Origin of the sequence: Flavobacterium sp. (genome assembly GCF_044373165.1) — a bacterium.
Classification (GTDB): Bacteria; Bacteroidota; Bacteroidia; order Flavobacteriales; family Flavobacteriaceae; genus Flavobacterium.
Genome location: NZ_JBILQL010000034.1, coordinates 1 through 21,170 on the forward strand (window position 1 = coordinate 1; position 21,170 = coordinate 21,170).

At 37.6% G+C, this 21,170-nt stretch carries 21 protein-coding genes, 1 tRNA gene and 1 pseudogene; 22 read left to right on the forward strand and 1 reads right to left on the reverse strand.

Annotated features, from left to right (window positions below):
* The first annotated feature begins 114 nt into the window (after positions 1 to 114).
* The 7 genes from ACIQ32_RS06360 to ACIQ32_RS06390 all read left to right on the forward strand — a co-directional run bounded on the left by ACIQ32_RS06360 (position 115) and on the right by ACIQ32_RS06390 (position 9,362).
* Positions 115 to 1,167, forward strand: coding sequence for a DUF2891 domain-containing protein (locus tag ACIQ32_RS06360; protein WP_396194856.1), 1,053 nt, complete (start codon positions 115 to 117; stop codon positions 1,165 to 1,167).
* Positions 1,168 to 1,200: 33 nt separating this feature from the next.
* Entirely contained in the window at positions 1,201 to 2,763 is a 1,563-nt protein-coding gene (locus tag ACIQ32_RS06365; protein ID WP_396194857.1) for an NAD(P)/FAD-dependent oxidoreductase, read from the forward strand.
* An 83-nt stretch (positions 2,764 to 2,846) separates the two neighbouring features.
* Positions 2,847 to 3,890, forward strand: a complete 1,044-nt coding sequence (locus ACIQ32_RS06370; RefSeq protein ID WP_396194858.1) for a Kazal-type serine protease inhibitor family protein — start codon at positions 2,847 to 2,849, stop codon at positions 3,888 to 3,890.
* Positions 3,891 to 3,968: 78 nt separating this feature from the next.
* Complete coding sequence (locus ACIQ32_RS06375; protein WP_396194859.1) at positions 3,969 to 4,493, forward strand: RNA polymerase sigma factor; 525 nt, start codon at positions 3,969 to 3,971, stop codon at positions 4,491 to 4,493.
* 11 nt (positions 4,494 to 4,504) lie between these two features.
* The gene (locus ACIQ32_RS06380) at positions 4,505 to 5,407 is read left to right on the forward strand and encodes a FecR family protein (RefSeq protein WP_396194860.1); all 903 of its coding nucleotides are present in this window, start codon (positions 4,505 to 4,507) and stop codon (positions 5,405 to 5,407) included.
* Positions 5,404 to 7,686 carry a TonB-dependent receptor plug domain-containing protein gene (locus ACIQ32_RS06385; protein ID WP_396194861.1) on the forward strand — a complete coding sequence of 761 codons (2,283 nt, stop codon included), beginning with the start codon at positions 5,404 to 5,406 and terminating at the stop codon, positions 7,684 to 7,686. Before ACIQ32_RS06380 ends, ACIQ32_RS06385 begins: the two co-directional genes overlap by 4 nt.
* Positions 7,687 to 7,781: 95 nt before the next feature.
* On the forward strand, positions 7,782 to 9,362 hold the full coding sequence (locus ACIQ32_RS06390; RefSeq protein ID WP_396194862.1) for an NADP-dependent glyceraldehyde-3-phosphate dehydrogenase: 1,581 nt from the start codon (positions 7,782 to 7,784) through the stop codon (positions 9,360 to 9,362).
* Positions 9,363 to 9,391: 29 nt separating this feature from the next.
* Here ACIQ32_RS06390 and ACIQ32_RS06395 read toward each other — a convergent pair whose 3' ends face one another.
* Positions 9,392 to 10,489: a bifunctional methionine sulfoxide reductase B/A protein gene (locus ACIQ32_RS06395; protein WP_396194863.1), complete on the reverse strand. Its 1,098-nt coding sequence runs from the start codon at positions 10,487 to 10,489 to the stop codon at positions 9,392 to 9,394.
* Between the two features lie 163 nt (positions 10,490 to 10,652).
* On the opposite strand from ACIQ32_RS06395, the gene idi reads away from it, so the two are divergent.
* The 15 genes and pseudogenes from idi to ACIQ32_RS06470 all read left to right on the forward strand — a co-directional run.
* Positions 10,653 to 11,180, forward strand: a complete 528-nt coding sequence (gene idi / locus ACIQ32_RS06400; RefSeq protein ID WP_396194864.1) for an isopentenyl-diphosphate Delta-isomerase — start codon at positions 10,653 to 10,655, stop codon at positions 11,178 to 11,180.
* Between the two features lie 22 nt (positions 11,181 to 11,202).
* Positions 11,203 to 11,613, forward strand: coding sequence for a 6-pyruvoyl trahydropterin synthase family protein (locus ACIQ32_RS06405; protein WP_396194865.1), 411 nt, complete (start codon positions 11,203 to 11,205; stop codon positions 11,611 to 11,613).
* A complete protein-coding gene (locus ACIQ32_RS06410) occupies positions 11,613 to 12,068 on the forward strand; it encodes a peroxiredoxin (RefSeq protein WP_396194866.1) in 456 nt (151 codons plus the stop codon). The genes ACIQ32_RS06405 and ACIQ32_RS06410 overlap by 1 nt, the downstream gene beginning before the upstream one ends.
* 111 nt (positions 12,069 to 12,179) lie before the next feature.
* Entirely contained in the window at positions 12,180 to 13,142 is a 963-nt protein-coding gene (locus ACIQ32_RS06415; protein WP_396194867.1) for a type I phosphomannose isomerase catalytic subunit, read from the forward strand.
* A gap of 55 nt (positions 13,143 to 13,197) precedes the next feature.
* Positions 13,198 to 13,464, forward strand: a complete 267-nt coding sequence (locus tag ACIQ32_RS06420; RefSeq protein WP_396194868.1) for a hypothetical protein — start codon at positions 13,198 to 13,200, stop codon at positions 13,462 to 13,464.
* A 69-nt stretch (positions 13,465 to 13,533) separates the two neighbouring features.
* Positions 13,534 to 13,607 (forward strand) — tRNA-Thr (locus ACIQ32_RS06425).
* Between the two features lie 106 nt (positions 13,608 to 13,713).
* Positions 13,714 to 14,634 carry a DMT family transporter gene (locus ACIQ32_RS06430; RefSeq protein ID WP_396194869.1) on the forward strand — a complete coding sequence of 307 codons (921 nt, stop codon included), beginning with the start codon at positions 13,714 to 13,716 and terminating at the stop codon, positions 14,632 to 14,634.
* Between the two features lie 104 nt (positions 14,635 to 14,738).
* Positions 14,739 to 15,446, forward strand: a complete 708-nt coding sequence (gene aqpZ / locus ACIQ32_RS06435; protein WP_396194870.1) for an aquaporin Z — start codon at positions 14,739 to 14,741, stop codon at positions 15,444 to 15,446.
* A gap of 68 nt (positions 15,447 to 15,514) precedes the next feature.
* Complete coding sequence (locus ACIQ32_RS06440) at positions 15,515 to 16,117, forward strand: alpha-ketoglutarate-dependent dioxygenase AlkB family protein (RefSeq protein WP_396194871.1); 603 nt, start codon at positions 15,515 to 15,517, stop codon at positions 16,115 to 16,117.
* 34 nt (positions 16,118 to 16,151) lie between these two features.
* The gene (locus tag ACIQ32_RS06445; RefSeq protein WP_396194872.1) at positions 16,152 to 16,982 is read left to right on the forward strand and encodes a sterol desaturase family protein; all 831 of its coding nucleotides are present in this window, start codon (positions 16,152 to 16,154) and stop codon (positions 16,980 to 16,982) included.
* 98 nt (positions 16,983 to 17,080) lie between these two features.
* Positions 17,081 to 17,356, forward strand: coding sequence for a TIGR03643 family protein (locus tag ACIQ32_RS06450; protein WP_290874695.1), 276 nt, complete (start codon positions 17,081 to 17,083; stop codon positions 17,354 to 17,356).
* A 54-nt stretch (positions 17,357 to 17,410) separates the two neighbouring features.
* A complete protein-coding gene (locus ACIQ32_RS06455; protein ID WP_396194873.1) occupies positions 17,411 to 17,692 on the forward strand; it encodes a TIGR03643 family protein in 282 nt (93 codons plus the stop codon).
* Between the two features lie 102 nt (positions 17,693 to 17,794).
* Positions 17,795 to 19,660, forward strand: coding sequence for a peptidase M61 (locus ACIQ32_RS06460; RefSeq protein WP_396194874.1), 1,866 nt, complete (start codon positions 17,795 to 17,797; stop codon positions 19,658 to 19,660).
* Between the two features lie 152 nt (positions 19,661 to 19,812).
* Entirely contained in the window at positions 19,813 to 20,526 is a 714-nt protein-coding gene (locus ACIQ32_RS06465; protein ID WP_396194875.1) for a DUF4369 domain-containing protein, read from the forward strand.
* Between the two features lie 25 nt (positions 20,527 to 20,551).
* Positions 20,552 to 21,170, forward strand: a pseudogene (locus ACIQ32_RS06470) (radical SAM protein); the annotation flags it as partial.

The window sequence follows — 21,170 nt, forward strand, 5'->3', positions numbered from 1 at the left end:
GTTTTGGCTGAAGCCGGTCCGCGAAAGTCCCAAATGAGTTTGATTTGTCTAGACATAAGATAGAAATAGTTGGGCAAAGGTAACTTTTTGCTACATTTGAAAAACGCTTCTTTTATGAAAATTAGTTACTTTTTATGGCTTTGGTTTGCTTACACCGGTTTTGCACAGGAATTGACTTTGGAACAAGCCAATCATTTAGCAGGTTTACCGTTGAAATGTCTCCAACAAGAATATCCCAATAAGTTAGGACAAATGTTGGTCGACAGTACCGAAATTCAATCACCTCAAAAATTGCATCCTGCCTTTTACGGTTGCTTCGATTGGCATTCGTCGGTTCACGGACATTGGAGTTTGGTTTATTTGCTCAAAAGATTCCCGAGTTTGACCAATAAAGAATTGATTATTCAAAAATTGAAAATCAATTTATCCAAAGCCAACATCCAGACTGAGATTGATTATCTGAACAAAAAGCATGAGAAATCTTTTGAAAGAACCTACGGTTGGAATTGGTTACTCAAGTTACAACTCGAACTGGAAACTTATAACGAACCTTTCGCCCAAGAATTAGCCCAAAATCTTAAACCGCTTTCAACTATTATCGTCGAAAGATATATCGATTTTTTGCCTAAATTGCTTTATCCGGTTAGAGTCGGAACCCATTCTAATACCGCTTTCGGTCTCACTTTTGCTTGGGATTATGCTGTTTATTCCAATAATGAATTGTTCCAAAAAAGCATCAAAGACAATGCGGTTCGATTATTTTTAAAAGATGAAAACTGTCCCTTTGCTTGGGAACCCAGTGGTACCGATTTCCTTTCCCCTTGTTTAGAAGAAATGGCGCTAATGCAACGTATTTTGCCTAAAGCTGATTTTTTAATATGGCTGAAAAAGTTTGCTCCACAACTTTTTAATAAGAAATTCACTTGGGAAGTGGCCCGAGTATCCGATAGAACCGACGGTCATTTGGTTCATTTAGACGGATTGAATTTCAGTAGAGTTTGGAATTTTTATGCTTTGATCAATCAATATCCAAAAGAGTTTTCACATTTAAAATCTTTAGCCGATTACCATCTGAATTTTTCTTTGCCCTCGGTAGTCGATGGCAATTACGAGGGCGAACATTGGTTGGCTTCGTTTGCCTTGCGCGCATTTGAAGAAAAAAAGTAATTCCAATTGTTTACTTTTGCTGAAAATTAAATCATGCCACGCGAATTACTCTTACAAGTTGCTCCGGAAATAGCCGCTAACGAAAGTTTGCTCTATGAGTATGTAGCTCAATCAGTTCGCGTTTCTACTAAATTGGTTCGCAAAGTAGTAATCCTAAAACGTTCTATTGATGCGCGTCAAAAAGCCATTAAAATCAATCTGAAAGTTTTAGTCTATCTGATTGATGAAGATTACAACGAACTAAAAGTCGAATTGCCTGAGTACCAAAATGTGGCCAATGCTCAAGAAGTGATTATTGTAGGAGCCGGACCGGCCGGACTTTTCGCGGCACTCCAATTGATTGAATTAGGCTTAAAACCGATAGTGATTGAACGAGGCAAAGATGTTCGAGGTCGTCGTCGTGATTTGAAAGCCATCAATCGCGATCATATCGTTAACGAAGATTCCAATTATTGTTTCGGGGAAGGCGGTGCAGGAACTTATTCCGACGGAAAATTATACACGCGTTCCAAAAAGCGAGGCGATGTCGACAGAATTCTTCAGCTATTAGTTGGTTTCGGTGCCACGCCCGATATTTTAGTCGAAGCGCATCCGCACATTGGGACCAATAAATTACCCCAAATTATTCAAGACATTAGGGAAAAAATCATCGAATGCGGCGGTCAAGTTTTGTTTGAAACCCGAGTGACCGATTTTGTTATCAAGCAAAATGAAATGCAAGGGATAGTGACCCAAAACGGCGATACGATTGCGGCCAATAAAGTCATTTTGGCTACCGGACATTCTGCCCGTGATATTTTTGAGTTATTGGATAGAAAGAAAATTTTAATCGAAGCCAAACCTTTTGCTTTGGGCGTTCGTGCCGAGCATCCGCAGGATTTGATTGATAAAATTCAATACAGTTGCGATTTTAGAGGCGAGTATTTACCGCCTGCTCCATATTCCATAGTAAAGCAAGTCAACGGTCGCGGCATGTATTCCTTTTGCATGTGTCCCGGAGGTGTTATAGCGCCTTGTGCTACCAGTCCCGGAGAAGTGGTTACCAATGGTTGGTCGCCATCAAAACGCGATCAAGCTACCGCTAATTCAGGCATAGTAGTCGAATTGAAACTCGAAGATTTCAAGCCTTTTGCCAAATTCGGAGCACTGGCCGGAATGGAATTCCAAAAAAGCATCGAACAAAAAGCTTGGCATTTGGCAGGAGAGACCCAAAAAGTTCCAGCCCAAAGAATGGTCGATTTTACCCAAAACAAAGTTTCTGCTTCGATTCCTAAAACGTCTTACGTTCCGGGAACGACTTCGGTAGAAATGGGTCAAGTTTTCCCTGGTTTTTTAACCCAAATCATGCGAGAAGGTTTTGTACAGTTCGGAAAATCAATGCGTGGTTATATGACCAATGAAGCGATTCTTCATGCACCCGAGAGCAGAACTTCTTCACCGGTCAGAATTCCGCGGGATCATGAAACCCTGGAACACCTACAAATCAAAGGCTTATATCCTTGCGGAGAAGGAGCCGGTTTTGCAGGCGGAATCATTTCGGCAGCCATTGACGGCGAAAAGTGTGCCCTTAAAATTGCGGAAAGTCTACTGAAATAAATTAATTTTCATTTTTATTTTACAAAAAGTAGGGTGATGATCTTTTGTGTTGTCTAACCTATAAACACTAAAAATATATTAATATGAAAAAGTTAAAAATTTTACTAGTATTACTTACCGTATCGGTAACAGTTTTCTATTCTTGTAGCGATAACGATCCGGTAGAAAACGAAATTGTGACTTCCAAAAGTATTGCACTGCGTACTACTTTAAATGAAATTAAAAAAGCCAACAATATCAGTGGTAGAAACGCCAATACACCACAAGATCAATTGTCTTGCTTTCAGTTTGTTTATCCACTTACTTTGTCTTACAATGACGATACAGTTATAACTGTTTCAAGTGATGAAGGATTAATAGATGTGTTGGCAGCCGAAACAGAAACTTTATTCGTTATCGGTATTGCTTTTCCTTTTCAAGTGCAACAACAAGGTGCTGTAATTACTATTGATGATGAAGCTGAATTTATTGCTTTGGTTGAAGGTTGTGGTTTTAGTACCATTAACGACGATGTCTTACAGTTTGAGTGTTTTGAGATGGTTTATCCTATTTCAATAATCAATGCAAACGGTGCTACCATAGTAGTTGAGAGTCAAGGAGAATTGGAATCACTTTTAATTGTAGGTGAAGTTACAGATATTGTTTTCCCTTTCAATGTTACTCAAAATAATGAAATCATTACTATTAATGATTTAAATGATTTATTTGATTTGTATGATGACTGTAGTGGTGATAACGGTTCTTGTATTTGTCCAACAGATTACAACCCGGTTTGTGTACAAACGACTAATGGTATTGTAGAATATTCAAATGCTTGTTTGGCCGAATGTGACGGTTTCACTGCAGCTGATTTTGTAAATTGTGATCCTGTAACTAATGCTAATTTCGGAAATACTTTAGGATCTTGTTTTACCTTGAATTATCCGGTATATATTCAATATCAAGGTGCCTTGGTTACAGCTAATAATGACGGAGATGTATTACAGTATTATTTCCCGGCACAATCTAATATCCCGGCTTTTGTTTATCCTTTAAATATAAACTTTAATGTACCTGGAGGGCCGGTATCAGTTACTGTAGATAGTCAAGCCGGGTTCGAGGCGGCAATTTCATCTATTTGTAATTAAATGATTTAACTGTAAAATTGGGAAAAATCAATGTTACGACACAACCTTAGCCATAAGGTTGTGTCTGTAATTTAAGCTATGAAAGAAGAAAACCAAAATACAAAGCTCTGCTCAGAAGTAGTATTCCGCTCGGTTTTTGACACGAATTTTAAAGTGTTGCGGAATTTTTTGGTCTACAAATTCAGAGGTGATGCTGAAAGTGCCGAGGATATTGCACAGAATGCTTTTGTAAAACTTTGGGAAAATTGCGGTATACTGCAACCCGAACAAGCCAAAAGTTTTTTATACACTACTGCCATCAGACTTTCGCTGAATAAAATAAAACACAACCAAGTAGTGAATCATTTTGAATTGCAATTGCAAACCAAATCTTCTCACAAAGAATCACCAGATTTTTTGATGGAAGAAACCGAGTTAAAATCGCAATTGGAAAAAGCCATCAATGAGTTGCCCGAAAAACAAAGAACTGTTTTTTTAATGAATCGTTTTGACAATCAGTCTTATACTGAAATTGCGGCTTCGTTGGATTTATCGGTTAAAGCAGTAGAAAAACGAATGCATCTAGCTTTGTTGTCTCTGAGGAAAGTAGTGAAAAACGTTTGAAAAATAATAGGATGGAAGAGAGTAACGAAACATATTTATCCGATTGGTTAGCCGATAAAATCACCGACGAGCAATTACAACAATTGGTTTCGGCGGATGAGTTTGAAGCTTTTCAAAAAATTAAAAGTGCCCTAATCGGTTTTGAAATCACCCAACCCGATTTAGAACAAAATTTTAGGGCTATAAAACACAAGTTAGCCGATAAAAAGCAAGCAAAACCTAAAATCATTCCGATTTGGCGTTATGCTTCTATTGCTGCTAGTTTGTTGATTTTATTTGGCGTATATCATTTTTTTATCGCTCAAAATGAAATCACAACCGGTTATGGAAATGCTGAAATGATAACGCTGGCGGATCATTCCAAAGTATCCCTGAACGCTAAATCAACGTTGTCTTACAGTAATATTTTTAAATACAAGAGAACCTTACAACTCAAGGGTGAAGCTTTTTTTGAAGTCGAAAAAGGAAGTCCGTTTACCGTTGAAACTTCGCTGGGAAGAATACTGGTTTTAGGCACTAAATTCAACACAATTGCGTTCGACGATTTTTTTGAAGTGAAGTGTTATGAAGGCAAAGTACAAGTTACCTCTAAAGGACAATCAACGATTTTAACTCATGGCGAGAGTGTTCGTTATTATAAAGGCACTGCAGAAAATTGGGCTGATGAAACTTCGAACAAACCCACATGGATTTCAGGAGAATCTTCCTTTAAAAAAGTCCCGATGCGCTATGTAATCGAGCAATTTAAAAACCAATATAATGTTGCAGTTGACTATCCTAAAAGTATAGAAAACATCAAATTTACAGGAACTTTTACCCACAAAGAACCAACGGTTGCGTTACAAACCATTTGTTTGCCGTTGCATTTAAAATTCAGTCAAAACAGTAGCGGAAAAATTATCATTTCGGAATGAGAAAAATAATTTTGCTAGGCTTCTTTTTGTGCTGGATGTCTTATTCTTGGTCTCAAAAAAAGGAGTCTTTTTATTATGCTAATGCCCAACTCACCCAAGTGCTTTCTGATATTGAAAACGCATTTGAGGTAAAATATTCTTATGTCGATTCTTTGGTCATAGGGCAAAGGATTTCTGTTCCGAAAAAACGGTACACCTTAGCAGAAATTAACGCCCAAATTGAGCAACAATCAACCTTAAAAGTCATCAAAATCAACGAACGGTTTTATTCGATTAACCAATCGGAAACCTTTGAAGTATTTCCGTTGCAAGAAGTTTTGGTCGAGGAGTTTTTGGCGAAAGGCATCCGCAAAACCTCTCAACATTACATCATTTCTCCCCAAAAAGTGCAAACGCTTCCCGGCATTACCGATGCTGATATTTTGCAATCTATACAACAATTGCCCGGCGTTAAAAGTCCGAACGAAACCGCCACTGGTTTGTACATTCGCGGTGGAACGGCTGATCAGAATTTGATTTTGATGGACGGCATTCGCTTGTACCATCCCGGTCATTTATTCGGGATGATTTCGAGTATCAATCCTAATGTAGAGCAAACCGTAAATTATTATAACAAGGCTGTAAATCCAAAGTTTGGCGAAAGGGTTTCGGGCATAATCGATATCAAATCAACAGATAAAATTTCAAACAAAACCTATCTGAAGGCCGGAATCAATGCACTTAATGCTGATGTTTATCTACAAACGCCTTTGGTTAAAAACAAATTGGGTTTGCAACTTTCCGGACGAAAATCATTGACAGAATGGTGGCAATCCCCAACGTTCAATCAGTTGGAGACTAAAGTTTTTCAAAACACCAATTTCCGTGATTTCAACAATAACAATCAATTCAAGTTTTACGATTATTCCGCCAAATTAAACTTCAAACCTAACGATAGAACCGATATTTCACTTTCAGGCTTGGTCATCAAAAACAATTTAGATTACCAAAATATTATCGAAACCGACAGCATCAACAACCAAAGAATGAGCATTGAAAATTATGGTTTCAGTTTGAATTGGGCGCAAAAATACAGTCCGAAATTCACTCAAAAATCGACTCTTTTCTATTCACTATACAGTTTCGATTATCTTAAAAAACAGGATTACCAAATCAATAAATTTGAAGCTTTTAAAAAACTCAACAGGGTAGTGGATTCGGGTGCCGAAATTAATTTTGATTATCAAATCAGTGGCGAATCTAATCTCCAATTCGGCTATCAGTTTTTAGGGAACGATATTTCGCATTTGTTCAATAGTTACAATCAAGATATAGGCGTAGTCTTAAGCTTGAAACATTTATTCAATCAGACGCATGCCGGATTTGTTCATTACAAGCAAAATATCGGAAGCTGGACTTTTCAGCCCGGTTTGCGCTATAATTTTTACAATCAAATGAATGTTTCCAGTTTTGAACCTCGAATTTTGTTGCAAAAAAGTCTTTCGGAATCCTTTATTTGGCAAGTTTCTTATGAGCGCAGAAGTCAGGTGTTGAGCCAGGTTCGTGAAGAAGCCGGAACCGATTTGAGTTTGGAAAACTACGTTTGGGTGCTTTCCGATAACGCAGAATACCCTATTCAGAAAGCCAATCAATTTACATCAGGAATCATTTTTAAAAAGAACAATTGGCTTTTGGATATTGAGGCTTATTATAAAAATATTAGCGGAATCACTTCGTTTACGTTAGGATTTTTAGGCCAAAACGGGAATAACATTAACCAAGGGAATGGCTTTACCAAAGGCGTTGACTTATTGTTGCAAAAAAGTGCAGCTTCATGGAAAACTTGGATAACGTATACTTATCAAGATTCCCAAAACCGGTTTTCTAGGTTGAATGAAGGCCGTTATTTTAGTTCCAATGCCGATATCCAACACAGTTTTAACTTGGCGTTTACTAAAAAATGGGAAGACTTTTTGTTTACCGCCGGTTGGTTTTGGCACAGCGGAAAACCTTTCAGTGCTGTGGATGATGCGGGAGCAATCACTTCGTATAATGCACAAAGATTACCCGATTACCATCGATTAGACATTTCCAGTAGTTACCAGTTTCAAAATAATATCGGTAATACTTTTAAAATTGGTATTTCCGTCTACAATCTCTACAATCGCAATGTTTTAATCAGCAAAGAGTTGGAACGCCAATACACCAATTTGTCTGATTTTTCCAATCCGCGTTATGCTGTGCGAGAATTTTATTCATTGGGCATGATGCCAAATGTGTTTTTCAGAGTAGCTTTCTAAAAAAGTTTTCAGTTACATCGTTTTAGTTAATTTCTTTGTCAAAATAGATGTCGGTGGTTATCTGCAAAAGCGTAATTTTATAAAAAATCATTTTTATGAATGCGATACCAACCGAATTTCAAATCAACCATTTATTACACCAAGATACTTATTTAGTCAATGGTGAACTCAAGAAATGGTTGGGTGAAACCACGCCGGTCATCTCTACAATTTCTTCAACCTCGCAGTATTCTCCAACAGTTTTGGGTTCCATTCCGGCTATGGGTGAAACCGAAGGCAATGAAGTTGTAGCTGCCGCTGTTGCCGCTTATGACAACGGACAAGGTTTGTGGCCTACGATGAAAGTCATAGACAGAATTAAGTGTATGGAAAATTTCGTCACTCAAATGAAAGCCGTTCGAAGCGAGGTGGTAAAGTACTTAATGTGGGAAATTGGGAAATCTTTACCCGATTCAGAAAAAGAATTTGACCGAACAGTAGAATACATTTATGATACCATTGAAGACTATAAAGAGCTTGACCGAAACAGTGCGCGATTTACCAAAAGCCAAGGTGTCAATGCGATGGTTCGTCGCGGACCGTTGGGTGTGGTACTTTGTCTCGGACCTTATAATTACCCGTTGAATGAAACCTTCTCCTTGTTAATTCCGGCCATTATTATGGGTAATACGGTGATTTTTAAACCGGCAAAACACGGTGTGTTGTTGATTTCACCATTGTTGAAAGCCTTTCAAACCAGCTTTCCTAAAGGCGTTATTAATATTGTTTACGGTCGAGGTCGCGATGTGGCTTCACCCATCATGAAATCCGGAAAGGTTGATATTTTGGCCTTAATCGGCAACAGTAAATCGGCGATAGCTTTACAGGATTTGCACCCTAATAAAAACCGTTTGCGTTTGATTTTAGGATTAGAAGCCAAAAACCCGGCGATTATTTTACCGGATGCCGATTTAGATTTAGCCATTCAGGAATGTATTACAGGAACACTGTCATTTAATGGCCAACGTTGTACGGCTTTGAAGATTTTGTACGTTCACGAATCCATCGCAACCGAATTCAACCGAAGATTTGCCGAAAAAGTGGATGCGTTACCTTTTGGAAATCCTTGGGAAAAAGGTGTTTCTTTAACGCCATTACCGGAAAAGGACAAACCCAATTACATCCAGGAATTAATCGATGATGCGCAAGACAAAGGTGCGAAAGTGATTAATCAAAAAGGCGGGCAAAGAACTGAAAACTATATATTTCCTGCGGTTTTATTTCCAATCAATAAAGCAATGCGGGTATATCACGAAGAACAATTTGGACCTGTCATTCCAATCCTGACATTCAAAGACATCCAAGAACCACTAAATGATATGGCGGAATCCAATTACGGTCAGCAAGTGAGTTTGTTTGGACAAGACATCAAAACCATTGCGCCGCTGATTGATACGTTGGTGAATTTGGTTTGTCGTGTGAATTTAAATAGCTCATGCCAACGCGGACCGGATGTGTATCCGTTTACCGGAAGAAAAGATTCGGCGGTGGGCACTTTGAGCATACACGATGCGTTGCGTTCGTTCTCGATTAGAACTTTTGTAGCTTCCAAAGACAATGCTTATAACAATGCGATTTTGCAGGAATTGCTTAACAGTAAAGAGTCTAATTTTATCAATACCGATTATATTTTATAAAAAAAGCCCTGAGAAATCAGGGCTTTTTTTTAGTTTTTCTTTTTCAATCGATCCTTAAAAACCTTTTCAAATTTCTCCAGTTTAGGTTGAATGACCATTTGACAATAAGGTTGTTCTTTGTTGTTTTCATAATAGTTTTGGTGATAGTCTTTGGCTTTATAAAACGCTTTAAACGGTTCTAAAGTCGTGACGATTTTGTTATTGAAAACTTCTTTGTTCAATTCGGCAATAATACTTTCCGCGGCTTTCTTTTGCTCTTCGTTTTTATAAAAAATCACCGAACGGTATTGGGAACCAACATCAGCACCTTGACGGTTTAAAGTGGTTGGATCGTGAACGGTAAAGAATACTTGGAAGATTTCATCCAAATTGGTTTTGGTCTTGTCATAAGTGATTTCAACGACTTCAGCCGCACCGGTTGTTCCGGAACAAATTTCTTCATAACTCGGGTTTTCAACTTTTCCACCTGAGAAACCTGAAACTACTTTTTCTACACCGGTTAAGTTTTCATAAACGGCTTCCACACACCAATAACAACCGCCGCCGATAGTGATGGTTTCAAGATTTCCCTTGTTTTGATTGGCTACAGTATCGGGAACAAAATCTAACGAAATCGCATTCATACAGTATCTTTTACCTGTTGGTTCCGGTCCATCGTCAAACAAATGGCCTAAGTGACTGTCGCATCTACCACACAAAGCTTCAATTCGGCGCATGCCATAAGAATTGTCGTCTTTGAAAGTGATGCTGTTTTTGTTGTCTTGCTCAAAAAAGCTCGGCCAACCGCAACTGCTCACAAATTTTTGGTCGGATTTAAAAAGTTTCAACCCACAAGCCGCACAATAATAAGTGCCTTTGGTTTCGCTTTTCCACAGGGTTCCGGTGAACGCTCTTTCGGTATCGGCTTGACGCGCTACAGCATACAAATCGGGTGGCAATACTTTTTTCCATTGCTCATCGGTTAAAACCAATTTAGAAGTGTCGGTATTAGAATAATAAGGGTTTTCGGGTTTAGAAATAACGTTTTCCATAACAGTGGTTTTTGTTGATTTGTTATTGTTTTGACCACAAGCCGTAAACATAAACAGCGGTGTCAAAATTAAAAAGTTAAAAATGGATTTTAGCATAGTGACTGATTTTAAATCTACTACAAATTTACACTACATCTACGTGTCGAAATGTCTGATAGATTACAAATTACTTTGATTTAAGGAAAGTTTAACGGTTGTTGCAGTGGCAGAATTAGGGGCGCTGATTTTTTTTCGTATTTTTGAACGTTTAATAAAAGCTATGGTCGAAGAAAAAGTAATCTTGGTTAACGAACAAGATGAGCCGATAGGGTTGATGAACAAATTGGAAGCACATGAAAAGGCGGTATTACACCGTGCTTTTTCGGTTTTTGTATTGAACAGCAAAAATGAAATTATGCTGCAACAACGTGCTCACCACAAGTATCACTCCCCATTATTGTGGACGAATACTTGTTGTAGTCATCAACGTGAAGGCGAAACCAATATTCAGGCCGGAAGCCGTCGATTGTATGAAGAAATGGGGTTTAAAACCGATTTGAAAGAGTTATTCCACTTTATCTACAAAGCACCTTTCGACAATGGGTTGACTGAGCACGAACTCGACCATGTGATGATTGGCTATTACAACGACGAACCATCCATCAATCCGGAAGAAGTAGAAAGTTGGAAATGGATGTGCATCGAAGAAGTCCGTCAAGACATGATTCAAAATCCCAACATTTATACTGTTTGGTTCAAAATCATCTTTGATGAATTCTACCATTACTTGGAAGATCACAAGATTTAACCCCAATTTATAACTCCTAATTATGAAAGTCACCGTATCCAGAAAAGCCCATTTCAATGCCGCCCACCGATTGTATCGCAAAGATTGGACGATGGAACAAAACGATGCGGTTTTTGGGAAGTGCAATAATCCTAATTTTCACGGACACAATTACGAGCTGATTGTTTCTGTTACCGGTGAAATCGATCGTGAAACCGGTTATCTGATTGATGTCAAAATTTTGTCCGATTTGATCAAAGAACACATCGAAAATGCTTTCGACCATAAGAATCTCAACTTAGACGTTCCTGATTTTGCCGATTTGAATCCGACGGCCGAAAATATAGTAGTAGTGATTTGGAATAAATTGCGCCCACACATCAATGCTGATAAAGACTTGGAGGTTGTGCTCTACGAAACTCCGAGAAATTTTGTAACCTTCAAAGGCGAATAATGGCATTACAAGTTGGAGACAAAATCCCAAGTTTTAAAGCCATTGACACCAATGGTGCAACATTTGAAAGCGATTCAGTTGTTGGGAAGCAATCAGTAGTCATTTATTTTTACCCTAAAGATGATACCCGAGTTTGTACCGAACAAGCCTGCTCTTTTCGGGATCAATACGAAGATTTTAAAGCTTTGGGAGCAGAAGTTATTGGAATAAGCGCCGATTCGGTGAAATCACACCAAAAGTTTGCCTCGCGACACCAATTGCCCTTTAAGTTGTTATCGGATTCCGATAAAAAACTGCGAAAACTGTTTGGCGTACCCAATGATTTATTGGGTTTAATTCCCGGAAGAGTTACTTATGTGATTGATAAAGACGGAATTATTCGTTTGATTTTTAACAGCCTATCCGGGAAAATTCACATTAAAAAAGCACTTGAGGCTTTAAATAATAGTCTGTAATGTAATTGGTCTATACAAATCGTACATTTAACTATTAAAACATGCTTTTGATAAGATTTAATCATTGCTTTAAAAGCAAAACACGGATATTTGTCGTCAAAATTTAGATGTATGAATTATTATCCTTTACAGTTTGAGCCTATTTTAAAAGAAAGAATTTGGGGCGGCACCAAATTGAAAACCATCTTAAACAAACCTTCTCACTCAGAGATAACAGGAGAAAGTTGGGAAATCTCTACAGTTGAAAACGAGGTCAGTATTGTGGCCAACGGTGATTTCAAAGGCCAATCATTGAATGATTTAATTGAAGCTTATCCCATTGAAATTTTAGGCACCCAAGTCTATGCAAAATTTGGAAAGCAGTTTCCTTTATTGTTCAAGTTTTTAGACGCTCGAGAAGATTTATCCATTCAACTGCATCCCAATGATGAATTGGCTAAAAAGCGCCACAACTCTTTTGGTAAAACTGAAATGTGGTATGTCCTACAAGCCGATGATAATGCTCGATTGATAGTGGGTTTCAAAGAAAAATCATCACCTGAAGAATATATTAATCATCTCAATAATAAAACATTACTCGATATTTTGGATACTAAAAAAGTACAACCTGGCGATGCATTTATGCTCAATACCGGAACGATTCATGCCATAGGGGCAGGGATTTTGATAGCCGAGATTCAGCAAACGTCTGACATTACTTATCGAGTATATGATTTTGATCGAAAAGATGCTGACGGCAATACTCGTGAATTGCACGTCGATTTGGCTTTAGAAGCCTTGAACTACGAAAAAACCGAAGCCCAAAGGTTTTATGATAAAAATGAAAATGCAGCTAATGAAATAGTGCAGTGTCCTTATTTTACCACTAATTTTATTCCTTTAAACGGTACGGTAAACTTTTCAAAAACAGCTGATTCTTTTCGGGTATTAATGGGAGTGGATGGCGATTTTAGTTTGTGTGTAGACGGTAAATCTTATCAATATGGAAAAGGAAGTACGCTATTACTCCCGGCGATACTGACTGATTATCAATTGAACGGACAAGCTTCCGTCTTGGAAATTTATATTTCGTAGTTGCTGTTCTAAAGATTTGATGTACTTTTGTTGAAATTTTAAAAATTAGAATAAAATGGCAAGTGTTAAGAATTTAAAGAAAGACATCAATTTTGTATTGGGTGATATCATTGAAGCGGTTTACATTTATGAAATGACTACAACCGGTAAACCTTCGGAGAATACAAACGCAATTATTGACGAAGCCATCGCTTCTTTCGACGCTTTAATCACAAAAGTGAATGTAAAAAATGTTGAAAATAAAAAAGCGCATTTCAAACAAATCAATGCCGAATTAGAACAGACTGCTAATCAATTGGTTGAAAAAATCAACGCTTTGTAAGGATAAAAAAAATGCAAAAATATTTTGGAATTTAAATTTCAAAAAATATATTTGCACTCACATTGAGACGCCAGCATAGCTCAGTTGGCTAGAGCAGCTGATTTGTAATCAGCAGGTCGTGGGTTCGAGTCCCTCTGCCGGCTCAATAAAAAAAACCATCCTTTTATAGGATGGTTTTTTGTTTTTATCAGAACTCCTTTGAAAACCATTCCGATTTTCTATCTTTGTCGGCTTTTTAAAAAATAAAATATGTTTGGAAACAAAGTACTGAAAGGTGTTTTCTTAGTAGGCCTCGGCGCTACCAGCTACGGAATGTTGGCCACTTTTGTAAAATTGGCTTATGCAGATATAAGTTCTCAAGGATTGCATTATACACCGGCTGAAGTGATAACGGCTCAATTTGTGATTGGAATATTAGTGGTTTTGGGCATCAACATTGTTCAAAAGAATAGTAAAGGAAATGCTTCCGTAAAGGCTTCAAAAGTAGATATCAAAAAATTATTGATTTTAGGAACATCAACCGGCTTGACCAGTATTTTTTATTATTTGGCGGTGAAGTACATTCCAGTCTCTATAGGGATAGTTTTATTAATGCAAACCGTTTGGATGGGAGTGGTTTTAGAAATGGTATTGGATAAAAAAAGACCGTCAAACCTCAAAATTGTTTCTGTTCTTGTAGTGTTGTTCGGAACAGCTTTAGCAACCAAATTGTTCTCAGGTGACTTCGTACTCGATTGGAGAGGCATTGTATTAGGTCTTTTAGCCGCAGCTTCCTTCACAACCACGATGTATGCCGCCAATAAAGTAGCTACTTCAGTCTCGTCGGCACAGCGAAGTTTGTATATGTTGTTGGGCGGAGCAGTAGTTGTTTTATTTTTTGCTTTGTTTACGCAACACACGCCCTTCAATTTTGATATTTTCTATAAATGGGGTATTTTGATTGCACTATTCGGTACAGTAATTCCGCCGATGTTGTTGAATGCCGGTTTTCCCTTAACCGGAATTGGTTTAGGAAGTATAGTTTCTGCTTTAGAATTGCCGGTGTCGGTGATGATGGCTTATGTATTGCTGAACGAAACGGTGCTGTTTTCTCAATGGATTGGAATAGTATTGATTATTTTAGCGATTATTATAATGAACATTCGCTCAACGAAACCCACAGCTAATTAACTGACTGTTAATAATTTTCTTTCTTTTAAACCTGTTGCTGTTTTATTTTTCATAATTTTAATTCACTAACCAATCACATACTGGTGTGATGTAAAATTAAAATTATGAGAAAACTATTCGCTGAATTTTTTGGTACGTATTGGCTCGTTTTGGGCGGATGCGGTAGTGCCGTGTTTGCTGCCGGTATTCCCGATTTAGGAATTGGATTTGCCGGAGTTTCTTTAGCTTTCGGTTTAACCGTTTTAACTATGGCCTATGCTGTAGGACATATTTCGGGTGGACATTTTAATCCGGCAGTGTCATTCGGACTTTGGGCCAGTGGTCGTTTTTCGGGTAAAGATTTACTTCCTTACATTGTATCGCAATGCTTGGGCGCCATTGTTGCGGCGGGAACGTTACTTTTTATACTTTCCGGCAAAGAAGGTTTTATGTTAGACAATACCAAACCCGGTGCTTTTGCCACAAACGGATACGGCGCTTTTTCGCCACAAGGCTATTCGATGGAAGCTGCCTTTTTAGCTGAGTTTGTCTTGACTATGTTTTTCCTGATAATCATAATTGGCGCCACCGACAAATTAGCCAACGGAAAGTTTGCCGGAGTAGCTATTGGTTTAGGCTTAACCTTAATTCATTTGATTAGTATTCCCATCACCAATACCTCTGTCAATCCGGCAAGATCTACTTCACAAGCAGTTTTTGCTCAAGGTGAATCTTTATCCCAACTTTGGCTGTTTTGGGTAGCCCCGATTGCCGGTGCGTTGTTGGGTGGATTTATTTATAAATTGTTGTTGGATAAGAAAGATACACTGTAACTGATTTTTTTCAAATACCTTGTTAAAGAGAGAAGGGTTTTATATTCTTTTCTCTTTATTTTTGTGATATGAATTCACTTTTTCCAACTGAAAAAATACATTTTGATTTGCCGGATGCCGACATTGAATACTATTCAAATTTCTTCCAAACGAGTAGGGCTGATGCTCTTTTTGAGCAATTAAAAAACGAGATTCCTTGGCAACAGGATGATATAACCGTATTTGGTAAAACTTATCCGCAACCACGATTGACAGCACTTTTTGGCAATGAAGGGAAGCCTTATTCTTACTCTAATATTGTCATGCAACCCAATACATGGACTCCGTTATTAGTATTTATTAAAGAAGAAGTCGAGCAAGTTTCCGGTGAAAAATTTACTACAGTTTTACTCAATTATTACCGTGACGGGAAAGACAGCAATGGTTGGCATGCCGATAATGAGAGGGAATTAGGTAGAAATCCGGTGATTGTCTCTGTTAGTTTTGGTGCCGAAAGAGCCTTTCATCTGCAGCACAATACTATAAAAGAGCAGAAACTCAAGATTACTTTGGAACATGGAAGTTTACTTTTAATGAAAGGCACAACACAACATTTTTGGAAGCATCAAATCCCAAAAACCGCTAAGGAAATCGGTCCGAGAATCAACCTTACTTTTCGCTTTATCAAGTAAGTTGTATTTGGTATATTTGATAAAAATTACAGTTATGAATGAAATTATCGATTACTTTTCAACGATACCTTCTTCGCACAGGGCGTTGATATTAGCCGGTGGTATTGCCTTATTTTGGTTGATTGAAAGCGCTGTACCGTTTGTGAAATTTGGCTATAACAAGTGGCAGCATGCCGGCATTAATATCTTTTTTACCTTAACAACTATAGTCGTTAATTTTTGTTTGGCTTTTATTTTGATCAATACTGCGCAATGGACAACTGTGCACCATTTCGGTTTGCTAAATTGGTTGCCTGAGATGAACTCTTGGCTATATGCTGTAATCGGCTTATTGCTCTTGGATTTTATCGGTGCTTATTTGGCGCATTTGGTGGAACACAAAGTAAAATTCTTATGGCGTTTTCACTTAATTCATCATACCGATACTTGGATTGATACTACTTCAGGCAATCGACATCATCCGGGAGAGAGTGTCATTCGTTTTGTATTCACAACCTTGGGCGTGTTGATTGTTGGCAGTCCGATGTGGATGGTGTTTTTGTACCAAACTTTATCGGTTGTTGCTACCCAATTTACCCACGCCAATATTGTATTGCCTAAGAAGATTGATAAAATGATGAGCTATATTTTGGTTTCTCCCGATATGCACAAAGTTCACCATCATTATAAATTGCCTTATACGGATAGCAATTACGGCAATATCTTTTCAATTTGGGATAGAATCTTCGGTACTTTCTCTACTTTAGAAAGGGAAGAATTGGTTTATGGTGTAGATACTCATATGAAACCCGAAGAGCACAACAATTTGAAAAGTTTATTGTCGATTCCTTTTCAGAAATACCGTTCTCCGGAATCAAACGGCTAAAAAAATAAATAAGCGAACAACAACTAATTAATTTTTTTAGTAATATTGGGATACAATTAGTCAGTTGAAAATCGATATCTATTAATGCTTTTACAGAAATGAAAAAAAGTAAGCTTGCGGAATTTGACAGCGAAATGATTGAAAGAGTTGTCAGTATGGCTCAAGAGGAGCGCAAACCTTTTGAAGTAATTAAAGAGGAATTCGGGTTAACCGAAAATGAAGTCACCGAACTCATGCGCAAACGCTTATCGAAAGATAATTTTGAGCTTTGGAAAAAGAAAGCGGTTGGCAGCAAACCCAAACCAAAACCCATTATTGATGATTTCGACGACGATTTAGACAGTAAATACTACATCAAAAATAAATTTGATTAAACTTTAACTCTTGTTCAACAAGAGTTTTTTTATTTAATATCGATTTTTGTTACAATGAAATTTGACGCTTTTACCATAGAACAACTTGACAGAATTATCGAAATGGCTTGGGAAGACAGAACGCCTTTTGAAGCCATCACGTTTCAATTTGGCATTTCCGAACAAGAAACCATTGAAATCATGCGTCGTGAAATGAAACCTTCCAGTTTTAAAATGTGGCGTCAAAGAGTACAAGGCAGAAGCACCAAGCATGCTAAACTTCGCAGGTCGGGAATTGACCGATTCAAGTGTACCCTGCAAAGACAAATTACACACAACAAAATATCCAAGCGGTAAAAAAATTTTTCTTTTTAGTTAATCAAATCTAAATTGTTATGGACAACTGTAACTAATCTTTACATTTGATGACTTATTCCAAAAAATAAAATTTCCTAAAAGATGAAAAGAATAATGTTGACGGCTGTTTTGGCCTTTTCCCTATTCAGTTTTACTGTAGTGGCTCAAAAAAAGGCACAACCTTCAAGCTTGCCAGTAAAAGTGGCGATCGATTTAAATCAAGTGAAAGACGACAAAGTAATGGTTGCCATTACACCACCAACCATCACCACAACTGAGGTGGTATTTCACATTCCGAAAACCGTACCCGGAACTTATTCTGCAGACAATTACGGCAAATTGATTGACGACTTTAAAGCGTTTGATAAAAGTGGTAAAGAATTGACTGTGACCAAATCAGATGATAATTCTTGGCAAATTGCCAATGCTAAAACCCTATCTAAAATTACCTATTGGGTAAACGATACTTATGACACAGAAACAGGTAGAGGTTTCGGTAAAGACGAAATTTTCTCTCCTGCCGGAACCAATATCGACGAGGGCAAGGTTTTTATGCTAAACAATCATGCTTTTATTGGGTATTTTCAAGGGAAATTAGATGTTCCTTATAGTGTAAATATTACCCATCCTGCTACACTTTTCGGAGCTACTTCATTGGTTGATGCCAATAAAAGCGAAACGGTAGACACTTTTAACGTGAACAGGTATTTTGATCTAACCGATAATCCAATCATGTACGCCAAACCGGATTACGTTACCATCAATGTTGACGGAATGGAAATTTTATTCAGTGTTTATTCACCTAATAATGTGCATTCGGCTAAATCTCTTTTGCCGGATTTAGAAAAAACCATGCGTGCCCAAAAAGCTTTTATGGGTGCTATCAATGACAATAAGAAATATACCGTTTTACTTTATTTATCCGACATGCAAAAACCCGATGCTAAAGGGTTCGGCGCCTTAGAACACCATACATCAACCACAGTGGTTTTCCCGGAAATGATGCCGGCTGCAGCTTTGGGTGAACAAATTAAAGACGTAGTGTCACACGAGTTTTTTCACATAGTAACACCGCTTTGCATCCATTCTAAAGAGATTCACTATTTCGATTACAACAACCCGAAAATGTCAAAACATTTGTGGATGTATGAAGGAGTTACCGAGTATTTTGCAAACTTATTTCAAGTCAATCAAGGCTTAATTGAAGCAGATGAATTTTACCAGAGAATGGCAGGTAAAATCAACAATGCGGCCACTTTGAATGACACCATGCCTTTCACTGAAATGAGCGCTAATGTACTAATGGCACCTTACAAAGACCAATATTTGAATGTTTACGAAAAAGGCGCTTTAATTGGCATGTGCATAGACATTATTATCAGAGAAAAAAGCAATGGCGCTCGCGGAATTTTAGATTTAATGCAAAAATTATCTAAAGAGTACGGCGCTCAAAAACCATTTGACGACGAAGAATTATTTGCCAAAATCACTCAGCTGACTTATCCTGAAGTTGGACAGTTTTTAACTACTTATGTAGCCGGACCAACTCCGATTTCGTATGATGAGTATTTTGCTAAAGTTGGTGTTGCTAAAACCAAAGTGGCTGTGCCAATGAACCCGTTCTTAAAAGACCAATCAACACCTTACATCACTGTTGATGGTAAAACCAAAGAAATTATGGTGATTTCAAGTCCGGAATTGAATGATTTTATGACGAATTTAGGATTGAAAGGCGGTGATGTTATTGTAGCCATCAACAGCAAAAACTATAACTTGGATACGATTTATGACATGATTATGGAAAGTCAGAATTGGAAAACTGATGATGCTATCAGTGTTAAAATCAGAAGAGATGGAAAGGAAGAAACAATCAACGGTAAAGTAAAATTATCTATGGAGGAGTCTGAAGGCTACGGTTTTTCTGATAGTTCTAAAGAAGCTTTGAACAATGCTTGGTTAAAAGGATAGACTACTCTAATTTTTAAATTTCAAATCCTCAATTTGTTCATCAGATTGAGGATTTTTTTTAGTATTATTGCCAAAATTTAAGACAATTACAAAAGGGTAATTGTTAGTCAATAAACCGAATGTTTTCAGGCATTCCTTATTTAACATCAAACATGCAAAAAATTATTTTGACCTTATTCGCCCTAGTGGTTTTGGTTTCTTGTGCTGAAAAAAAAGCTGAAAAAGATTTTGTCTTGAACGGTCACATCAAAGGTTTGAAAAGCGGAACAATATACATTCAAAGAATCAAAGACACGATTTTAGTTCCCATAGATACTATTAAAATTGATGGAGATGCCCACTTTGTGAGTGAATTTGATTTGGATTCACCCGAGATGCTTTATTTATTCTTAGACCGCGGCGTGACCAATTCGGTTGATAATAACATTCCTTTTTTTGCTGAAAAGGGCGTGATGACATTAGAAACTTCTTTGGATTTTTTCACTGCGGATGCCAAAATCACCGGTTCAAAAAACCAAGCATTATATGACGAGTATCGCAAAGTGATGTCGCGTTACGTTGATCAAGATTTGTTATTAATTGAGAAAAAATTCAAGGCTTTCAAAGCATCTAAATTGGATGAAGTGGCTATGATGGAATCCGAACAAAAAGACATTCTCAAACGAAAATATCTATACACTACGAACTTTGCAGTGAACAATGGTGATTATGAAGTAGCGCCTTATGTTGCTTTAGCAGAGATTTACGATATTAATTTAAAGTTTTTGGATACCATTCAAAAATCGATGTCACCTAAAGTAGCCAAATCACTTTACGGTAAAAAATTAAACGATTATATCGCCGAGCGTAAAAAAGCGGGAAAATAAAGTACTTTTGTTTGTTGTATAGCAAATGAAAGACCTCTTACTCATAACGCCACCTTTTACCCAACTCAACACACCTTATCCGGCCACGGCCTATTTAAAAGGTTTCTTGAATACCAAAGGCATTGCATCCTTTCAATCCGATTTAGGCATTGAAGTTATTGCCGCTATTTTTTCAAATAACGGATTGACACAATTGTTCCAAGTTTGTGACCAACCGCAGACCTTTAATTCAGAAAGAATCTTCGCTTTACAAGAGGATTATATTCGCACTATAGACGCGGTGATGGCTTTTCTGCAAGGGAAAAATCAAACTTTAGCCCGACAAATTTGCAGTGGTAATTTTCTCCCGCAAGCTTCTCGATTTGAACAGTTGGATGATATGGAATGGGCATTCGGTTCCATGGGAATGCAAGACAAAGCCAAACATTTAGCCACTTTATACCTTGAAGATTTATCTGATTTTATAATTGAGTGTGTCGACGAAAATTTTGGTTTCAGTCGTTATGCAGAACGCTTAGGCAGAAGCGCCAATTCTTTTGATGAGTTATACGATTACCTTCAAAACGAACCGACTTATATCGACCAAATTACACTTCATATTTTAAAAGAAAAACTGCAGACTGTACAGCCAAAATTAGTCTGTT

What these genes read in the sequence shown, in the direction of transcription:
- ACIQ32_RS06370 (WP_396194858.1), top strand. Translation starts at nt 2,847, where the DNA reads ATGAAAAAGTTAAAAATTTTACTAGTATTACTTACCGTATCGGTAACA.
- ACIQ32_RS06380 (WP_396194860.1), top strand. Translation starts at nt 4,505, where the DNA reads ATGGAAGAGAGTAACGAAACATATTTATCCGATTGGTTAGCCGATAAA.
- ACIQ32_RS06410 (WP_396194866.1), top strand. Translation starts at nt 11,613, where the DNA reads ATGGCATTACAAGTTGGAGACAAAATCCCAAGTTTTAAAGCCATTGAC.
- ACIQ32_RS06420 (WP_396194868.1), top strand. Translation starts at nt 13,198, where the DNA reads ATGGCAAGTGTTAAGAATTTAAAGAAAGACATCAATTTTGTATTGGGT.
- ACIQ32_RS06365 (WP_396194857.1), top strand. Translation starts at nt 1,201, where the DNA reads ATGCCACGCGAATTACTCTTACAAGTTGCTCCGGAAATAGCCGCTAAC.
- ACIQ32_RS06460 (WP_396194874.1), top strand. Translation starts at nt 17,795, where the DNA reads ATGAAAAGAATAATGTTGACGGCTGTTTTGGCCTTTTCCCTATTCAGT.
- ACIQ32_RS06455 (WP_396194873.1), top strand. Translation starts at nt 17,411, where the DNA reads ATGAAATTTGACGCTTTTACCATAGAACAACTTGACAGAATTATCGAA.
- idi (WP_396194864.1), top strand. Translation starts at nt 10,653, where the DNA reads ATGGTCGAAGAAAAAGTAATCTTGGTTAACGAACAAGATGAGCCGATA.
- ACIQ32_RS06385 (WP_396194861.1), top strand. Translation starts at nt 5,404, where the DNA reads ATGAGAAAAATAATTTTGCTAGGCTTCTTTTTGTGCTGGATGTCTTAT.
- ACIQ32_RS06430 (WP_396194869.1), top strand. Translation starts at nt 13,714, where the DNA reads ATGTTTGGAAACAAAGTACTGAAAGGTGTTTTCTTAGTAGGCCTCGGC.
- ACIQ32_RS06405 (WP_396194865.1), top strand. Translation starts at nt 11,203, where the DNA reads ATGAAAGTCACCGTATCCAGAAAAGCCCATTTCAATGCCGCCCACCGA.
- ACIQ32_RS06360 (WP_396194856.1), top strand. Translation starts at nt 115, where the DNA reads ATGAAAATTAGTTACTTTTTATGGCTTTGGTTTGCTTACACCGGTTTT.
- ACIQ32_RS06440 (WP_396194871.1), top strand. Translation starts at nt 15,515, where the DNA reads ATGAATTCACTTTTTCCAACTGAAAAAATACATTTTGATTTGCCGGAT.
- ACIQ32_RS06465 (WP_396194875.1), top strand. Translation starts at nt 19,813, where the DNA reads ATGCAAAAAATTATTTTGACCTTATTCGCCCTAGTGGTTTTGGTTTCT.
- ACIQ32_RS06450 (WP_290874695.1), top strand. Translation starts at nt 17,081, where the DNA reads ATGAAAAAAAGTAAGCTTGCGGAATTTGACAGCGAAATGATTGAAAGA.
- ACIQ32_RS06395 (WP_396194863.1), bottom strand. Translation starts at nt 10,489, where the DNA reads ATGCTAAAATCCATTTTTAACTTTTTAATTTTGACACCGCTGTTTATG.
- ACIQ32_RS06445 (WP_396194872.1), top strand. Translation starts at nt 16,152, where the DNA reads ATGAATGAAATTATCGATTACTTTTCAACGATACCTTCTTCGCACAGG.
- ACIQ32_RS06375 (WP_396194859.1), top strand. Translation starts at nt 3,969, where the DNA reads ATGAAAGAAGAAAACCAAAATACAAAGCTCTGCTCAGAAGTAGTATTC.
- aqpZ (WP_396194870.1), top strand. Translation starts at nt 14,739, where the DNA reads ATGAGAAAACTATTCGCTGAATTTTTTGGTACGTATTGGCTCGTTTTG.
- ACIQ32_RS06390 (WP_396194862.1), top strand. Translation starts at nt 7,782, where the DNA reads ATGAATGCGATACCAACCGAATTTCAAATCAACCATTTATTACACCAA.
- ACIQ32_RS06415 (WP_396194867.1), top strand. Translation starts at nt 12,180, where the DNA reads ATGAATTATTATCCTTTACAGTTTGAGCCTATTTTAAAAGAAAGAATT.